The sequence below is a fragment of the Lyngbya sp. PCC 8106 genome, assembly GCF_000169095.1.
Classification (GTDB): Bacteria; Cyanobacteriota; Cyanobacteriia; order Cyanobacteriales; family Microcoleaceae; genus Capilliphycus.
This window is the reverse complement of the sequence record NZ_AAVU01000007.1, coordinates 97,578-115,683: the sequence shown is the minus strand read 5'-3', so window position 1 is coordinate 115,683 and position 18,106 is coordinate 97,578. Positions and strand designations below refer to the sequence as shown.

General features: G+C 39.4%; 11 protein-coding genes. 5 read left to right on the top strand and 6 right to left on the bottom strand.

The features are described from left to right. Window positions 1-586 precede the first annotated feature (586 nt). On the top strand, window positions 587-1,054 hold the full coding sequence (locus L8106_RS06965; protein WP_009783535.1) for a DUF2141 domain-containing protein: 468 nt from the start codon (window positions 587-589) through the stop codon (window positions 1,052-1,054). A 478-nt stretch (window positions 1,055-1,532) separates the two neighbouring features. Here the strand turns inward: L8106_RS06965 and L8106_RS06960 are convergent, their stop codons facing one another. The 6 genes from L8106_RS06960 to L8106_RS06935 all read right to left on the bottom strand — a co-directional run bounded on the left by L8106_RS06960 (window position 1,533) and on the right by L8106_RS06935 (window position 12,705). Next, a complete protein-coding gene (locus tag L8106_RS06960; RefSeq protein ID WP_009783534.1) occupies window positions 1,533-4,460 on the bottom strand; it encodes a hybrid sensor histidine kinase/response regulator in 2,928 nt (975 codons plus the stop codon). Window positions 4,461-4,565: 105 nt separating this feature from the next. Continuing rightward, window positions 4,566-8,501 carry a GAF domain-containing protein gene (locus L8106_RS06955; RefSeq protein WP_009783533.1) on the bottom strand — a complete coding sequence of 1,312 codons (3,936 nt, stop codon included), beginning with the start codon at window positions 8,499-8,501 and terminating at the stop codon, window positions 4,566-4,568. 82 nt (window positions 8,502-8,583) lie between these two features. After that, complete coding sequence (locus L8106_RS06950) at window positions 8,584-9,114, bottom strand: chemotaxis protein CheW (protein ID WP_009783532.1); 531 nt, start codon at window positions 9,112-9,114, stop codon at window positions 8,584-8,586. A gap of 197 nt (window positions 9,115-9,311) precedes the next feature. After that, window positions 9,312-10,553 carry a two-component system response regulator gene (locus L8106_RS06945; RefSeq protein WP_009783531.1) on the bottom strand — a complete coding sequence of 414 codons (1,242 nt, stop codon included), beginning with the start codon at window positions 10,551-10,553 and terminating at the stop codon, window positions 9,312-9,314. A 518-nt stretch (window positions 10,554-11,071) separates the two neighbouring features. After that, a complete protein-coding gene (locus tag L8106_RS06940) occupies window positions 11,072-11,458 on the bottom strand; it encodes a response regulator transcription factor (RefSeq protein WP_009783530.1) in 387 nt (128 codons plus the stop codon). An 86-nt stretch (window positions 11,459-11,544) separates the two neighbouring features. Next, complete coding sequence (locus L8106_RS06935; RefSeq protein ID WP_009783529.1) at window positions 11,545-12,705, bottom strand: response regulator; 1,161 nt, start codon at window positions 12,703-12,705, stop codon at window positions 11,545-11,547. 645 nt (window positions 12,706-13,350) lie between these two features. Here L8106_RS06935 and L8106_RS06930 point away from each other — a divergent pair. From L8106_RS06930 to L8106_RS06915, 4 genes are all read left to right on the top strand, one after another. Then, window positions 13,351-15,156, top strand: coding sequence for a GGDEF domain-containing response regulator (locus L8106_RS06930; protein ID WP_009783528.1), 1,806 nt, complete (start codon window positions 13,351-13,353; stop codon window positions 15,154-15,156). Between the two features lie 58 nt (window positions 15,157-15,214). Continuing rightward, window positions 15,215-16,537: a response regulator gene (locus L8106_RS06925; RefSeq protein ID WP_009783527.1), complete on the top strand. Its 1,323-nt coding sequence runs from the start codon at window positions 15,215-15,217 to the stop codon at window positions 16,535-16,537. Window positions 16,538-16,590: 53 nt separating this feature from the next. After that, on the top strand, window positions 16,591-17,469 hold the full coding sequence (locus L8106_RS06920) for a YihY/virulence factor BrkB family protein (protein ID WP_009783526.1): 879 nt from the start codon (window positions 16,591-16,593) through the stop codon (window positions 17,467-17,469). A gap of 138 nt (window positions 17,470-17,607) precedes the next feature. Beyond that, window positions 17,608-18,084, top strand: a complete 477-nt coding sequence (locus L8106_RS06915; RefSeq protein ID WP_009783525.1) for a DUF4079 domain-containing protein — start codon at window positions 17,608-17,610, stop codon at window positions 18,082-18,084. The last annotated feature ends 22 nt before the right edge of the window (window positions 18,085-18,106 follow it).

The following is an 18,106-nucleotide window of genomic DNA, read 5'->3' as shown; positions in this document are numbered from 1 at the left end:
GCAAAATGCGCCCTCTATTTTTTTAGACTGCGATCACATCTGCTTCTCGTTCTGGTGATGATGTCATTGATGCTGATTTTGTAGAAACGAAGTAGTCAGCTTTCTCTCAACCTTTTAGTATAATTTTGGGTGGGCTTTGCTCACCTCTTTTTATGTGATTAGATGGATGTTTGTTTTTGGGTATAAACACTTCTAATTGGATATAATTTTTGAACAAATATTCAATTTTTTAGTTCTTGAATCCCCCCAAGGTCAGTTTTTCAGGTTGAGGGATTTTTGTGTTATTGTATGTTTAATAAAATTTTTAGATTTTTATTAATAAATCTTGACAAAATGCTAAACAGAATGTAAATTATTCTCTGAACCTACCCTCAATCCGGAGAGAGGGCTTGCTCTATCACTCATATTTCTAGCGAAATCCCCTGATTCTATTTAGGCTTCTCTGTATTTGAGGATATGGTTTTCGGTTCATTTTGAGTCAAATTTGAACCCCTGTCAGTTGAATTAGTTTCCAATGTTCTTACAACTTGTGAGGAGATTAGGGAAAGAGAATGGTGTTTGAATCTTACTAAAGGAAAAGGGTATAATGAAAAAACGATTTTCAGCCAGTATTTTGATACTTTCTATTCTCGGTAATTTGGGGATTGTACCGAGTGTAGAAGCGATCTCAAATCATTTAATTGTAGAACTGGATGGTTTAAAAAATAAAACAGGTCAAGTCTGTCTCAGTCTATTTTCAAGTAGTCAAGGATTTCCTGATAACAAAGAGAATGCTTTGCAAACTCAATGTATTCAGCTTGGAAAAGACAATCCAAAAATTACGTTTGAAAACTTAATTCCGGGAAATTATGCAGTTGCTGTTTTCCACGATGCGAATAGTGATCAAACTTTAAACCTCAACAGCTTAGGGATTCCCACCGAAGGCTTTGGTTTTTCTCGCAATCCCACGATTCTTGCTGGCCCTCCCCAGTTTAATGATACTGCTGTTGTGGTCGCTAACGTACAAAATAATATTCAGATTAAGTTACAATATCTGTGGAATTTTAACAAATAAGCCAAAAAGTTAGGGGTTATTCCTTTGACCTTTAGCTTTGTCGATGCTATTCACTTATTACGGATTGGGGACGGGCTAGGAGGGATTTAAACCAACGCCTCTCTAGGTTCGGTTCCCTCTTTACTCAATTTTTACGCAGACAATAAAATAGCACCAGGAACTCGAGTTAAAAACTAGCTGACAAAAAAATCAATACCGATAAAATTCCATTTATGTCAAACATCAAAAATATCACAAATATAGCGCTACTTGAATCGGGAACAGGGAACACCGGATCAGGGAACAGCAGACTATGAAAGGATTCTAGGATTTAGAAATGTCCTAACCTTTATGCGTAGTGCTATAGAAACTCTATTTTACCGTTCAACCGACATTAAAGCTTTATCTAAAACAGTTAAACTTACAGTTGAGTTTTCATCCGAGTATCAATCCTCGTTAACTTCTATTAAATAGAAATAGCCACTGATCATCAAATCTGTTAATCTGAAGTCAAAAGCTGATCTTGTAATATCTTAATTAACTCTTGCTTCACCCACGGCTTTGTCATATAACCATTTGACCCCAACTGTTTAGCTAATTGACGATAGCGATCACTCTTTCGTGAAGTTAACATAAGTACAGGAAGCTTTTCTCGGGAGAATTGGCGACGACAATGACTCAGAAATTCTAACCCATTCATCTCCGGCATTTCCAAGTCACAAATTACGAATTTTACTTGAGGATATCGTTGCAATTTAGCTAATCCGTCTTTACCGTGTTGAGCGGGAATTACAGTATATCCTTCTTGCTGCAATGTTGCACACAAAGATTGACGGGTGGTGAGTGAATCATCTATCACTAAAATGGTCATCTGTTTTTCGGTTTGAGATGTTGACTTGATCTCACTCGGAATCAGCATTACTTTGTCGGTTTTTGCTTGTTGTTTTTGTTGCCATTCTTCTAACAATACCGGACTATCAATCACTGGAACTAAACGACCATCACCTAAGATTGTACAACCATAGAAATAGGGCGGTGCTTTTAATACTTTTCCAAAGGGTTTAATGGTTAAGTTTTGTTCCATTAAAATTTGATCAATTCTTAAGCCAATAGTTTCTAATCCTTCTGATAACAACAATACCATAACTTTTCCTGAAAATTGTGCGGTTCGGTTTTTTTCCAAAGCAGAAAGATGAGATTGTTCGGGATGAGTAGGAGTTCCCCGATATTGATAATTTGACAATATTGACTGAACCAAAGGAACTTTTTGTCCTAACCAATTATAAATTTTACCGTCTTTGTGAGACTCAATTTCTTCAGGAGAAGCAGAAACAATCGCCCCCACAGTATCCATGGCAATTGCAAATAAATGGTCATCAATTTGAAAGACTAAGAGTTTGGTAATCGTCAGTGACCAAGGTAAACGGAGAATAAATTTTGTCCCTTCATTGACTTCAGAGAGTATAGTAATATTACCTTTTAAAGCTTTGACTTGATGAGAAACTGCTTCAAGTCCAACCCCTCTCCCGGATAAGTCGGTGACGCGATTTGTTGTTGAAAAGTCCGGTAAAAAGAGTAAATCATATAACTGATTTTTGGTAAGATATTGAGCATCTGTTTTAGAAATGAGTCTCTTTTCAACTGCTTTTTTGCGAATTCTTTCTAGATTAATCCCTCGACCATCATCTTGAACTTCAATATAAATATAGTTTCCTTGATTATAGGCTTTTATTTCTATTTTTCCTTCGATAGATTTCTGTTTCTTTTGACGAATATCTGGGGGTTCGATGCCATGATCAAAAGCATTTCTCACGAGATGAACGAGAGGATCATAAAGTTTTTCTAAAACTGCTTTATCAACCAAGGTCTTCTGACCAATGAGGTTTAATTTAACTTTTTTACCTTTCCGAATAGATAAATCTCGCACCATTCTTGGAAATCTATTGAATAGAGATTCTATAGAAATCATCCGAGTTTCTGTGAGATTTTTTTGAACTTGTTGGAGGGTTTGTTGTCGCTTTTTAACAATTTGCTGACTTTGAAAACTAAGCAATTTCATTTCATACAAAATCTGCTCGACTTTCTCCATCTCATCTAAGGTCTTTTGAACATCAGTTTTCAGCAAACCTGTTTGATCCCAGTCTTCTAGGTTGAGATGATTATTTGGAGAACTATTAAATTCGGTGGCTTCTTGGAGTCTACCGATAAATTTATGAAACTGATTCCAACTTTTACTTAATGTTTCTAAAGAAGATTTGAATTGCTGATTTTGGAGTAAAAAGCTATTATCTTGAGTCGCTAACTCCCCGACTAAATTATTAATCAATTCTAAACGATTTAGATCAACCCGCACTCCTAACGTGAGTTGATTGTTATCTCCAGAATTAGCAGCAACGATAGCAGTTGATAGTGGTTTTGATGTTTCTTCAGGAGAGGTTTCTGTTACTTTTGGCTGAACCGGATTTGTTTTTTGGGTGGATTTTTCTGGAGATTGAGGAGAATCTTGAGTTAGGGTTGAGTTAGAAGTAGACTGATTCGCACTTTTATGATTATTTTGGAGAGATTTTGGTGAGGTTTGAGATGATTTTTGAGATGAACTTTGAGCCGAAGTTTTATGAACAGTTGGAGAATTTGTTTTAGAACTTGATTGAGTTTGAGATTGAGTTAACTTTAAAAGAGTTTCACTGGGTTTTCCGCCTTGAATGCGATCGCCAGATAAGACCGCTTTTTGAGCCGCCCAAAAGTCAACTAAGGCGAGTTTACCAATTTTTAAACTTAACTTAGGATTAACTTGAATGGCTTTAATTGTCACCTCCGAAATCATGGTAAACCCGGGCAAACAGAGCATTTTTCCCAGTGTTGCAAAGACTTCCGCTTGATTTTTTAACTCCTCAGAAAGATGATAATTTTGAGGATGAATTAACATCTGTTTCCAACGTCGTAACCCAGACGGGACTTCTTCCTTAAACAGAAATATAGTCATATCTGTTTCCATCGGAACTTCAGGAAGTTCAGAAGCTTCATCTAAGGAATGTCCGAGTAAGGCTTCAATTTTTGGAAAAATCAACTGTGAACGTTTAGCGACTGCTTCTTGCTGACATTGACCCTTTTCAATTTGTTCAAGAATCGGCGATCGCAAACAGTCAAACGCTTGTAACAATAACTCCTCTAATTCTAAGCTAAAAACCGTATCCTTAGCGTATAATGCCCGAATCGCATTTTCTAAGTTATGAGCAATATCTTGAATCCCCATCAACCCCACACAAGCCGCCCCTCCTTTGATTGAATGCGCCGCCCGCATTAGTCCGTGAAGTTTAGGCATTTCATGTTCTTGCGTCAGCGTCATTAACCCTTGTTCTAAAATTTGCAAGAGTTCTAAAGATTCTTGAACAAAAAATTCATAAGCTTGGTCATTAGTATCAATCATTTTTTGAGAGAAGATAGAGTTAAAAATCTAGAAGATAATGTTCTGTAGAGACATGACAGACAACGCCTCTACATCAGAAAAACAATTAAAATTTACCGCCCTATATCAGTCATTATTGATCGTAAATTGAGCAACACCCTTTTGAAGTTCACCCGCCACACCCAACAACTGTGTAAAAGAGTCAGCAACAGTGAGAGATTGTTCCGAGGTAGAATGAGCAATTGCAGCGACTTCTTGCATTGTACCGGACAATTGACTGGAAGTTTGGGCTTGAGTGGTTGCAGAATCAGCAATTTCTTCGACTAACTCCCGAATTGAACGACTCACCTCTACTAAATCAGTTAACGTTTGACGAGTATCTTTCACCAATTTTGTCCCTAATAATACCCGTTTCATTCCAATTTGCATCGCCCGAATCACTTCTTTTGTTTCTGCTTGAATTTCTTCTACAATTTGTTCAATTTCTGCTGATGCACTCGCAGACTGTTCGGCTAAAGTTCGCACTTCTGTCGCCACCGTTGCAAACCCTTGATCGTCCTGACTGGCGCGAGTTGCTTCAACTGAAGCATTCAACGCCAACACATTGGTTTGGTTAGCAAATTCCCCAATTAAACTCACAACCCGAGAAATTTTCTTCGACGCTTCGCCCAAATTTCTCACCTTGCGGGCGGTAGCATGAACCGTTTTTTGAATCACCACAATTCCCTCAACGGTGCGGTTCATCGCCTGATCAGAAGTTTGCAAAACCTGACTAGCTTGTTGTACTTTCATTTCTGCGGCTTGGGCATTTTGAGCAACAGCTTGAATCGAATTTGCCATCACTTGAATTTGAGTCAAGGCATCTGAAATTGTTTCAGCTTGTCGCAGGGCTTCATTCGATAATTGTTTAATCTCCTGTTCACTTCCTTGTGCGGTTTGAGTCACCACAGTCGCTGCTGATTGCACTTGCAAAACTAATCGTTGTAAGTTCTCAATGGTAGCATTAAAAAAGTCCGCTACTGTTCCCATTACCCCTTCCGAAACTCGCGCCCGTACTGTTAAATCTCCACTAAATGAGTCTTCAATATCTTCTAAAAAGTCTTCAATTTGTTGTTGCAGCATTTCATTTTGTTGCTGCTGTTCATCGGATGCTTTTTCTGCGGCTTGACGGGCTTGTTGAACTTGTTCGAGCAATTGAGCTTGTTCGAGGGCATAACCCACTTGCAACGCCACTTGTTTAAACACTTCGACTTCTGATGCTGCCCATTGTCGCTTACTCGAACATTGATGCGCCCCCAACAACCCATAAAGTTTTTGATTCACTAAAATCGGCACCACAATATTGGCTTTAACTTGCCATTTTTGCAGTTGTTCTTTGTGACAAGGACTCAATTCGGCAGTCATAATATCTTCAGTGACTTGTATTCTACCTTTGCGGTAGGGTTCAACATATTCAGCCGGAAAACAAGGAACTTCGGTTTCCATTTCGATGATTTTTAACCAACCCGGTTTAACCGACTCATAGGCAATTTCCCCGTGCCAATTTTCATCAAACCGATACACCACGACTCGATCCGCTTGCATCAAAGATAACGATTCTTCTACCGCAGTATTAAAAATTTGTTCATAATTAAGAGACTGACGAATGCGAGAACTAATCTCACTAAGTTGACGCGCTTGTTGAGTTGCCGCCCGTTGTTGTTCCAGTAGAAACGCCTGATCGACGGCATAACCCACTTGAATCGCAATTTGTCGAATAAAGTCAATTTCAGTCGATTTCCACTTACGAGAACTCGAACATTGATGAGCAATTAATAACCCATGTAGTTTTTTATTCACCACAATCGGCGCGACTAAATTTGCCTTGACTTCAAAGGGTTCAAGCTGACCAATATGACAGTCTGTTAACCCGGCTTCATAGATATTTTCTGTTGCTTTAACTCGCCCCTTAAGATAAGGTTTAACATAGTTTTGAGCAAAACAAGGATCATGAATTTCTGCCCCTAACGCTTCGGGAAAACCAACCGCAACCGACTCTGCAACCACTTTTCCTTGCCAATTGGCATCAAACTGATAAACAATAACGCGATCGCTATTTATTGCTTCTTGAACATCTTCAACCGTTGTATTAAAAATATCTTTGGAGTTAAGCGATTCGCGAATATGAGAACTAATCTGATTGAGACGATGGGCTTGTTCGGCTGCTTGTTGTTGTTGTTCAAGCAAAATCACCTGATCGAGCGCTAAACTCAGTTGGGTGGCGAGTTGTTTGACAAAGCTAATATCAGACTCTTTCCACGCCCTCGGTTCTGAACATTGATGAACAATTAACAGTCCGTGTAAACGGGTTTCAGCGATGATAGGCGCGACAATATTGGCTTTCACCGCAAAGGGTTCGAGGAGTTTAATATAACATTCGCTTAAGCCGGATTCGTAGATATTTTCCATCGAACTAATCCGACCCCGAAAGTAGGGTTTCACATACTGACCCGCAAAGCAAGGATCAGCGATTTTTTTACCCATCGTTGTCGGCCAACGTTTATCTACCGATTCTGCAACAACAGTACCGATCCAATCTTCATCAAATTGATAAATAATTGCCCGATCTGCTTTTAAAGCGCTGCGGGCTTCTTCCACAATCATATCAAAAACTTCATCTGCACTCCGAGAGTTTCGCAGTTGGGTAATAATATCATTGAGAAGACGGGCTTTTTTGGCGGCCGCTTGTTGTTCTTCGAGGGCAGAGGCTTGATCGAGGGCATAACCGACTTGAATAGCAACGTTACGAATCAGATCGATTTCTAAGTCTGTCCACACTCTCGGCCCTGAACATTGATGAGCGATCAATAACCCCATCAGTTTATTATCAACTAAAATCGGAGCAACTAAATTCGCTTTAACGGCGAAGCGTTCGAGTTGACCCAGATAGCATTCAGTTAAACCCGCTTCATAGATGTTGGTCGTGGCTTTAACTCGTCCGCGTAGGTAGGGCTGTACATAGCGATCGGCAAAACAGGGATCAGCAATTTCAGCCCCTAACGCCATCGGCCATTGGTTATCGACAGACTCGGCAATGACGGTACCTTTCCAATGGGGATCAAATTCATAAACCACCACGCGATCGCTATTGATTGCCTCTCGGGTTTCTTCGACCGCCGCAGTCAGAATATCTTCAACGTTAAGGGATTTTCGCAGTCCGGTGTTGATCTGGTTGAGGCGTTGGGCGATGCGGGTGGCTTCTCGTTGTTGTTGTAATAATAAGGCTTGATCGATCGCATACCCGAGTTGAATGGCGAGTTGTCGCATAAATTCAACTTCCGCATCAACCCACTGACGAGGTTCGCTACATTGATGGGCGATCAGCAAACCATACAAATGGCCGGCGGGGTTCTCGCTGGTTTTGGCGAGGATCGGGGCGACAAGGTTTGCCATGACTGCAAAGGGTTCGAGTTGACCAAGATGACAGTCTGTTAACCCGGCTTCGTAAATATTGGCGGTGGCTTTGACTCGGCCTTTTTGGTAATATTCCACATAGCGATCAGCAAAGCAGGGATCGGTGATTTCCGCACCAAAGGCGATCGGCCAATTGAGGTCTACCGACTCTGCGACAACGGTGCCTTTCCAATTTTCATCAAACTGATAAATAATCACGCGATCGCTTTGCAGGGCAGCCCGGGCGTCTTCAACGATGGTTTTGAAGATATCTTCTAAGGTTAGAGATTCCCGCATTCGGGAGGTAATTTGGTTAATCAGTTCGGCGCGTTCGGCGGCTGCCCCTTCTTTTTCAATTAAGGCTTGCAGTTGGTTAACTCGGCGATCAATATTGGAGCGTAATACATTTAATTCTTTGGCTAAGATTGTTGTTTTGGCTTTCAATCCGATTGGGGGAGTCGCCGAGGATTCGACAACAGTAGGAGAGATTGTTTCTAGATCTGCGGTTGATTCAGAAGCATTGGATTTGGTGTTTTCTGTGGCTTTTTGGGGAGAAAGTGCTGCGCGACGATTGGGATTAGACTGGCGATTTTCGGGGGAGTTAGAAGGACGATACGGTGTTTTAGTCATTGGTTTTAATGTCAAATTTTAGGTGGATATTTTCGGGCAAAAAGGGGTTTATTGATTGAAACAAAGGGATAAAACTAAATGTTTATTCCTGAACTAAATCTCGGAGGATTGCTTCGAGATCAAGAATGGGTAAGATTGTCTCCTGAGAACTGACCCAACTTCCTTGAATCCAATCAGGTTGAATCGGATCAATTGACTCTTTTTGATGAGGAGATTTCTTGAGGGTTTGAAGTTGAGGATAACAGAGTTCAGGGGCTTGAAGACTGGAGGGTTCACAGCTTATTAATTCCCCCACTTGAGCGACCCATAAACCAATATTTCCTCGGTGAACTCGGGCTTTGATAATGCTACAATTAGACTGAATATTTGTGGGTTTTCTCAGCGGTTCAAAACCAAACAGACAGGCAAGATCGACCAACCACAGGACTTCCCCTTGCCAGGGATAGACTCCGATCACCGCTAAAGGCATTTCTGAGATCGGTACAATTTGGGTGGGATCGAGTCGAATAATCTCTGCTAGTTGGTGAGCGGACAAGAGGGCTTGCAGAGTGGGGTTGAGCGAAAAACTAAAAAATTGTTCAGTGGGAGTCGAACTGGCAGATTTCCCCTTCATTTTCGATCTAATATGATAGAATCAATAACCCAAATCGAACAGTTTAATTCGACTTTTGGTTAACTTTCTTTATTTTAACTGAACTGTTCTTGAAATTTGCTTAATCTTAAAAAAACGTTTCAGAGTTTTTTCGGATTGTCAATCCTGTATTGGGGATAATTTTGATCTCTCAATCTTATTAAAGCTTATTCTATTTGTTAGGAATTTATCATCGGTTTTACCGCATAATCAGAAGTCGGAGGGGGGTCTTTTTTAGCTCCTTCTCTGAAATTGTAAGTTTTTAGTAGGGGGAATTTTTCGGCGAGGTGTTGGCGAACTACTTGCAAAGTCTCGCGAGGATTGGGCGGCTTACTCAAAAAATCCGTTGCACCTGCGATTTTGGCATAGTTTCTATCGACGACTGTATCTCGACTGGTGAGAATAATCACTGGGGTATTCTGAAAAATAGGAGCATTGCGTAAAAACTTACAAACAATATATCCATTTGCATTCGGCATGACTAAATCCAGAAAGATTAAATCAGGTTTATGTTCCGCAATTTTAGCCAGTCCTTTGACGGGATTTTGAATACTTAAAATTTGACATCCGACAGGTTCAAGAATTTGCTTGAGACTTTCTATCGCAACTAGACTATCATCAATACAGGCGATTAAAGGTTGTTTACGAGTTGATGATTTTTCGTTTTGAACGGTTAAATTATTCGTTTGTTCGGCAACTGAATCAGTCTGTGCCGCTAAATCGGGCAACATTCTAAACTTTAAAAGTCCTTTCTGAACTAAAGGAATTAAAGCACGAGCAATCGTTACAATCGGCTTTTGAATTTTCAGGGAAATATCCCATAAGGTCAACTCTCCATTAAGATATTTTACTAAACCGGAGAGGGCTTTGGGATTAACGGGTTTTGTGAAAATCGGAGCAAGATTGGGGTCAAGATTGCTTAAATGAGCCGTTTGCCATTGCGTTTGCATCTGGGTGACTTGAAGTAAAATTTTTTTCACTTCTGAGTCACAAAAAGAAAGGTGTTTGGAAAAGCCAGACTGGAGAGCGGTTTGAGCTTCCCAATGAAACTTGAAGTCTACATAGCGACTCATGGAAAACAACACTTCACTGATGACTCGTCGGATGACTGCTTTGGCTTGAGTCAGGTTGAGTTCTTGACGACGAATTCCTTGGTATAAAAGTTTATATTCCCAAAGTGAAGAATTGACAGAAGAGGGGAGTTTAACCGTTATTTTCGGACAGTATTTGTCAACACTCCTTGACCAGCGACGCACACGATGAATGTGAGAGGTTGCATACAACAGTTGACCCTGGCTGAAGTAAAGACTTCCTTCTTCAGTATGGCTACTGAGAATGAGGATACCACTTTCGGTCTGTTGACTCAACCTATCGAGTTCTTCAGCGAGCCGCTTGAGATGTACAGATTCTATTAGGGTCATGGTTAGTTGGGTAGGCACCGAATGAGTAACGTTAGATAAATCGGCTAGATAGAAGCGATCACAAATACCAACTCTACTCCTTAAGATGGATTGACATCTTGGCCGGAAGTTGGTACTTCAACTGTATCATTAGGGCAGATCTAAAACTACACCTGAATTGTGATCAGGCTACAATTGCATCTCCAAACTAGAAATACACTCTAATTTCTCTTTTTAGTTTTGTCGAACTCATCGGGTTCTGATCTCAATGAGTCTCAGAGAATTTACATCCTTCCCCAGATCTATTAGATGTAACGGGCTTCTACTCTGATTTTAAATTGTTTTTATGATATTAATATTAATTTTTGTTGAACAGTCTAACAAATCTTGTTTGTGACACCGTTTATGCTCAAAGTAATAGTCATTACTTTTTTTAAAATGATGATTTTTGGGGGTTGAGGTGATCGGTCAAAAATTGAGCGATTTTCTGGATGTTTTCCTGCTCAACAAAACCAAATAATTCTCAAAAAAATATGATGTTAAGCGAGTCCCGCTTGTCCTGAAGGCAAAGTCACCCGTCTAACCGTATCGATTAATTCTTCGCGATCAATTGGTTTTGTTACATAAGCAGACGCTCCTTGTTTTAATCCCCAATTCTTATCAATTTTGGCGGATTTACTCGAACAAATAATAATCGGAATATGAGCAGTTGTGTTTTGATTTTTTAGCTGACGACACAATCCAAAACCACTTTGACCGGGTAAGACTACATCCGTAACAATAGCATCAAAAATTTTATGTTCCAGCAAAACTTTTGCGGCTTCAGCAGTGCTAACATTATGGACATCAAAACCCGATTGACGCAAGCAACCAATCATCAGATTAGCTTCAGTCGAGTTGTCTTCTATCACTAATATACTCGTCATCGAATAACCTCATCAAAAATTTAAAATGTGGACTCAAGCTTTACTCAAAGTTTACACTCTATTCAATCCTATATGATCACTTAGGTTTAAACCTTGGAGGATTGAGCCAGATATTTGCGAACCATTTCCAGAGTTTCCTGTTGCTGAGGAGGCTTAACCAGAAAGTCTGAAGCACCCACAAGTTTAGCACGACTCCGATCAATTACATTATCCCGACTGGTCAGAATAATCACAGGTGTCTTTTCAAATAAAGGTGCATTTCGTAAAAATTGACAAACCGTATAACCATTAGCATTAGGCATGATTAAATCTAGAAAGATTAAATCAGGTTTTTGTTCGGCAATTTGAGCCAAGGCTTTTATCGGGTCTTGAATTCCGACAACCTGATAGCCAGCAGGTTCAAGAATTTTGCGTAAACTTTGAACGACAACCGGACTATCATCAATACAAGCAATCAGAAACGGGGTGTGACGAGTTGTTTGAGATGAACGAACTGAAGCCGAAGTCGCTCCTGTTGGGGTTGGTAGAGGTGTGGAAAAATCTGGAATTTGCCGCAGTTGTAAAATCCCTTTTTTGATCAAAGGAACCAAAGCACGAGCAATGCTGACGACTGATTTTCCCATCCTTAAAGAAATATCCCAAAGGGTAAACTTTCCATTGAGATATTGAGCTAAACCCGAAAGACTTTGAGGATTGAGTTTCTTTTTAGAAACCGGAGATAAATTCGGATGAATGCTGCTTAAACCTCCTGTTTGCCACTCCTGTTGCATTTGAGCGGCTCGTGTGAAAATTGGCTCGATTTCAGAAAAAGACAGGGCTAAACCGAGTGAAAGATGAGTCTTCTTTTCAGAAGAAGGTTTCCATTCAAGACTGATATCAGTATATCGAGCTAAAGAAAATAGCACTTCTAAACTGACTTGACGAATCACAATTTTAGCCTGAGTCAGACTAATTTTTTCTTGGGCGACTCCCTCATAAAGTATCTCATATTCCCAGGGTTTATTATGGTCAAATGAAGTCAATGTTGATGAAGGTTTCCAGTCAGAGCAATACTTGAGAACTGCTCTTTTCCAACGTCGTACCTGATGATATTCAGTTGTAATATAGAGTAGCCGACCATAAAATAGGTGAAACTTTCCTTCTTGGTTATAGGTAGAGAAGCACAAGTCACCAGTTGCCATTTTTTGACATTGGCGATCAAGTTCTTGTACCAATCGTTGATAGGGAGTAGATTCGTCAGTTTTCATCCAATCCTCGTTTTCTCAGAATGTTTTCCTATAAAGGAAACTTACCAATCATTGGGGAACTTAGCTGATCCTCAATTTTATATTATTACACGTATAGGCTAAAAAATGATCAAATGACACTCATTGTCTGAAGTTGATCAAAAAAATATTAGATCAAGGTTTTCTGTAAAATCTACTTGTAGATAGAGAAACTCTGTATCATCTTGATCTACACATTCCGTAATGTTACGTTCATTGAGTTTTACTGACAAGAGAACATTAACAATTATCTACACATTTCAGTCAATTTACAAAAAAGTTTATTCTTCATTCGCGATTCTCCTTTCCTAGAGCATCAACCCAACTTCTCTCTGTTTGCGGCTCGGTTTATGCTTGGGGTATAATCTAATCTACTGGGTTTATCTTGTCAAGGAAGACTGAACCTGTACACCCTGACCCGAATCTTCTCAAACAGTCACCCTGAGTTAAAGCAGGTTCTTCTCGATGTAATGTCCAATATTGATTGTTTTTAATCAATATTTCATCAATTCTCAAATTCTAATCTAAAAAAATTATCAAAATCGACTTTATCGCTCCCCACTCTTTAAAATTTATGGATAGACTGAATCTAATTTAGTCTGTTATGTTAGTTACTCCCAACCTGCAATGAATCAAAGCCACCTGAACTTTATAAAAGCCGATATCCTGATTGTTGATGATACACCCATGAATTTACGCCTCCTCTCAACGATGTTGAGTGATCAGGGCTATGAAGTGCGTCAAGCAATTAACGGAAAAATGGCATTGACAGCAGTACAAACTTGTCCACCGAGTTTAATATTACTGGATATAATGATGCCTGACATCGATGGGTATGAAGTCTGCTCTTTTCTCAAAAATGATCCTCAAACGGCTGATATTCCGATCATTTTTTTAAGTGCTTTAGACGATGTTTTAGATAAAGTTAAAGCTTTTAAAGTGGGAGGGGTAGACTATATTACCAAACCGTTTGAATTTGAAGAAATTTTAGCGAGAGTCAAAAATCAACTCGCCTTAAAAGATGCTAAATCAAAACTCAGTACCCTCAATAGTCAACTTGAAAAACGAGTCGAACAGCGTAAAAAGCAGCTTGAAGTTGCCAATGCTAAACTCCTAGAAATGGCACTGCATGATCCGTTAACGGGATTACCAAATCGTCGATTTTTAATGGAGCAATTAGAACAATCACTCAACCGAGCTAAACAAGATTCACAGTCTCAATTTGCCGTTTTATTTTTAGATTGCGATCGCTTCAAAGTCGTCAATGATTCACTCGGTCATTTAGTCGGAGATGAGCTACTAATTGCTCTGAGCCGTCGTTTAGAAACTTTACTCAATCCCGATGATATCTTAGCACGATTGGGAGGAGATGAATTTATTATTCTTCTCAAGTCGATTCATCACTCTCAGCAAGTCACTCAAATTGCCAATTCTATTTTAGAGGCTCTTTCCCAACCCTTTCAACTCGAAGGATATGAAGTTTTTATTAATACAAGTATTGGAATTGCTCTTTGGCATCCAAACTATGAAAATCCCGAACATTTACTAAGAGATGCAGATAACGCAGTGTACAAAGCCAAGGCATTAGGTCGAGGTCGATATCATATTTTTGACTCAACTATGCACGTTGCTGCAATTAATACTTTAGAGCTAGAAACAGAACTCCATAAAGCGATTAAAGAACAAGAATTAGTCGTTTACTATCAACCCATAGTCGTTTTAAATACGGGTCAAATCGTTGGCTTTGAGGCTCTCGTTCGTTGGCAGCATCCCACCCGAGGTTTGATTTCTCCCCATTCTTTTATTCCCATCGCCGAAGAAATTGGATTAATTATTCCGCTTGGTCAGTGGGTTTTACATCAATCTTGTCAGCAACTCCAAACCTGGAAAAAGCAAAATCTAGTTGACGATTCTTTCTTTGTTAGTGTCAATCTTTCGGCGCGACAACTGACTCAACTTAATCTCAACGAACAGGTTGATCAAATTATCCACGATACTCAAATTAATCCCCAATGTTTAAAACTAGAAATTACTGAAAGTTCCTTAATGGAAAATCCTCAAATTGCGATTGAAATTCTTAAAAAATTCAAACAACGAGGAATTCAGTTAGGCATTGATGACTTTGGGACGGGTTATTCCTCACTCAGTTATTTACATTATTTTCCCTTAGATACCCTCAAAATCGACCAATCTTTCGTCAAACAGATAGATGAAAACTCAAAACATTTGGGGCTGGTTCCGATTATCATTAATATCGCTAAAATTTTAGAGATGAACGTGATTGCAGAAGGGATAGAAACTCCAACTCAGTTAAGACAACTCCTGAGTTTAAATTGTAAATTAGGTCAGGGGTACTTATTTTCTCGTCCGGTTAATGCAGAGGAGGCAATTCGTCTCGTTTCATCTAATCAATGGCAAAACTTAATTCCCTAAAAAGAATATTGAAATTCGGTTTTTTTAAAGGTTACATCAAAAAATATGCTCGATAAATATGATGAATCAACTGGAAGATACTTCTAATAAACCGGATATTCTCGTCGTTGATGATACACCTGCAAACTTACGTTTGCTGTCCAAAATGATGACCGAGCATGGCTACAATGTGCGACAGGCTATCAATGGAAAAATGGCACTCACTGCTGTTAAAGCCGTTAAGCCTGATCTGATTTTACTCGATATTAATATGCCTGAAATGAATGGCTATACAGTTTGTGAAACCCTTAAAAAAAATGAAGAAACTTGCTCAATTCCGATCATATTTTTAAGTGCGTTAGACGATGCCTTAGACAAAGTAAAAGCCTTTCAAGTCGGAGGAGTAGACTATGTAACTAAACCCTTTCAACTCGAAGAAATTCTTGTCAGAATTCAAAATCAACTCACTATTCAACAGTTACACAATCAACTGCAACATCAAAATCAGCAACTCAAAACAGCCTTAAGTGAATTACAAGTCACTCAAGCCCAACTGGTTCAACAGGAAAAAATGGTGGGTTTAATGCAACTGGTTGCTGGAATTGCCCATGAAATAAATAATCCCATTAGCTTTATCTCGGGAAATATCGAACCCGCCAATCAATATATTCAAGACTTAATTAAATTAATCAAACTTTATCAATACGAATATCCTCAACCTTCGCAAGTTATTCAGCAAACGACAGAAGAAATCGATTTTGATTTTCTGATTTCCGATGTGCATAATATTATTTCTTCGATGAAAAATGGAGTGAATCGAATCTGCACCATTATTCTCGCTTTACGGATTTTTTCTCGCTTAGATGAATCTGATATTAAATTAATTAATCTCCATGAAGGAATTAATAGCACATTACTTCTTTTAGATCATAAACTCAAACTTCCCAATCATCACTCTGAGATTAAAATTATTAAAAATTATGATCAACTCCCCAAAATTACTTGTTATGCCAGTCAACTCAACCAAGTGTTTTTAAATCTATTAAGTAATGCTATTGATGCAATAGAATCTAAATTAGCTCAACAGACGGTCAAGTTTCAGAATCCTACAATTTGGATTACCACTGAATTACAAGATAAAAATACAGTAAAAATCAAGATAAAAGACAATGGAATCGGTATTTCACCTGAAGTCAAGACTCGTTTATTTGATCCTTTTTTTACCACCAAACCCGTCGGCAAAGGAAGTGGATTAGGCTTATTAACAAGCTATCAAATCATCGTCGAAAAACATCAGGGTAAAATTAATTTTAATTCAGTATTTGGAGAGGGAGCAGAGTTTGTGATTGAAATCCCCATTCATCAAAATCTCATCAAGTCCGAAGCACAGAGTAGATTTTAATTTGACTTGCTGTTAAACTCAGCTATGATGTTGACCCTGTTTGCTGAAAAGTCGTGAATCTAAATACCATTTGGAGTCTGCTCAAAGAAACCTTTAACGAATGGCAACAAGATAAAGTTCCTATCCTGGCTGCTGCCCTTTCTTATTATATGATCTTTTCAATTGCACCGATTTTAATTTTGGTGATTGCAGTTGTTGGTTTTATTGTCGGGGAACAAATCGCTCAAGAAGAAGTTTTTGCTCAGTTAGAATCTTTTTTTGGCTCAGAGAATGCCGCTTCTCTTCGTACCATTCTACAAAATCAATTTAATCCTAGCTCCAATATTACCGCAACTATAATTGCCGTTGTCACAATTATCTTTGGTGCGACGACAGTTTTTGCTCAACTCAAACAAGCCCTAAACCTAATTTGGGGAGTCGAACCCAAACCCGGACGAGGCGTTAAAGGCTTTATTCAAACCCGAATTTTATCAATTTTAATGGTCTTAGGGATTGGATTCATCTTACTCCTCTCCCTGATTATTAGTTCAGTTTTGTCGGGAGCATCCGCCTGGCTAGAACAACATTTATTTATTCCAAGTTTTGTCTGGTCATTAGTCGATTTAGTCATCTCTTTAAGTCTCACCACTCTACTATTTGGTCAAATCTATCGAGTGTTACCCGATGTGCGAATTGCCTGGAAAGATGTTGCTGTCGGAGCCGGAATAACAGCCGTTTTATTTACCATTGGAAAATCCTTAATCAGCCTTTATCTCGGCAACAGTAGCATCGGATCAGCCTATGGTGCTGCCGGATCATTTGTGATTGTATTAGTGTGGATCTTCTATTCGACTCAAATTTTTCTATTTGGTGCGGAGTTTACACAAGTCTGGTCACGGCGATATGGGTCACAAATTAGACCCAACAAAAATGCAACCTTAACTCGGGAATAGACACTCAGGACAGAGTATTAACCCGTCAAAAAAAGGCTCACTCACAAGATCCAGAGCGGGCAACTCAACGGTATCATCAAAAGCCATTAAACTGTATGATCAAAAAGATCAGAATCAATTAATTTTTGAGGGCAGAAGATGAATCTAAGTGAACTCTTGGAACCCATTGCCAGTCAGTTCCGAAGTTTAGGGATTCCAGAACCCATCACCCATTGGGGACATCCCGTGATGATGGGAATCGTGGTTTTAGCGATGGGTAGTGCTGTCGCTTACACTGGATGGCAAGGGCGAATTGCCAGTGATAAAGAAGTCTCGCTGAAAAACCGTTCATCCCATCGTCAAATAGCACCTTGGATGTTTATCTTCATGGCATTAGGCTATACAGGCGGACTCCTCTCACTGGTGATGCAAAAACAACCCATTCTCGAAAGTCCTCACTTTTGGACAGGTACGGCATTGCTCGGTGTGTTGGCGCTCAACGGTTTGATTGCTTTTACAGGCTTTGGTGGCAATAAAGATTCCCTGCGAATTACCCATGCCTACCTGGGAACCTTAGCCGTCGGTATGATGTTAATCCATGGCATACTGGGTCTGAAATTGGGCTTGTCCATCTAACGAGGGTCTGCCTTCGGTCGCA

Coding starts and splice junctions, on each gene's coding strand:
- L8106_RS06935 (WP_009783529.1), bottom strand. CDS start 12,705: ATGAAAACTGACGAATCTACTCCCTATCAACGATTGGTACAAGAACTT.
- L8106_RS06930 (WP_009783528.1), top strand. CDS start 13,351: ATGAATCAAAGCCACCTGAACTTTATAAAAGCCGATATCCTGATTGTT.
- L8106_RS06925 (WP_009783527.1), top strand. CDS start 15,215: ATGATGAATCAACTGGAAGATACTTCTAATAAACCGGATATTCTCGTC.
- L8106_RS06940 (WP_009783530.1), bottom strand. CDS start 11,458: ATGACGAGTATATTAGTGATAGAAGACAACTCGACTGAAGCTAATCTG.
- L8106_RS06950 (WP_009783532.1), bottom strand. CDS start 9,114: ATGAAGGGGAAATCTGCCAGTTCGACTCCCACTGAACAATTTTTTAGT.
- L8106_RS06945 (WP_009783531.1), bottom strand. CDS start 10,553: ATGACCCTAATAGAATCTGTACATCTCAAGCGGCTCGCTGAAGAACTC.
- L8106_RS06965 (WP_009783535.1), top strand. CDS start 587: ATGAAAAAACGATTTTCAGCCAGTATTTTGATACTTTCTATTCTCGGT.
- L8106_RS06960 (WP_009783534.1), bottom strand. CDS start 4,460: ATGATTGATACTAATGACCAAGCTTATGAATTTTTTGTTCAAGAATCT.
- L8106_RS06955 (WP_009783533.1), bottom strand. CDS start 8,501: ATGACTAAAACACCGTATCGTCCTTCTAACTCCCCCGAAAATCGCCAG.
- L8106_RS06915 (WP_009783525.1), top strand. CDS start 17,608: ATGAATCTAAGTGAACTCTTGGAACCCATTGCCAGTCAGTTCCGAAGT.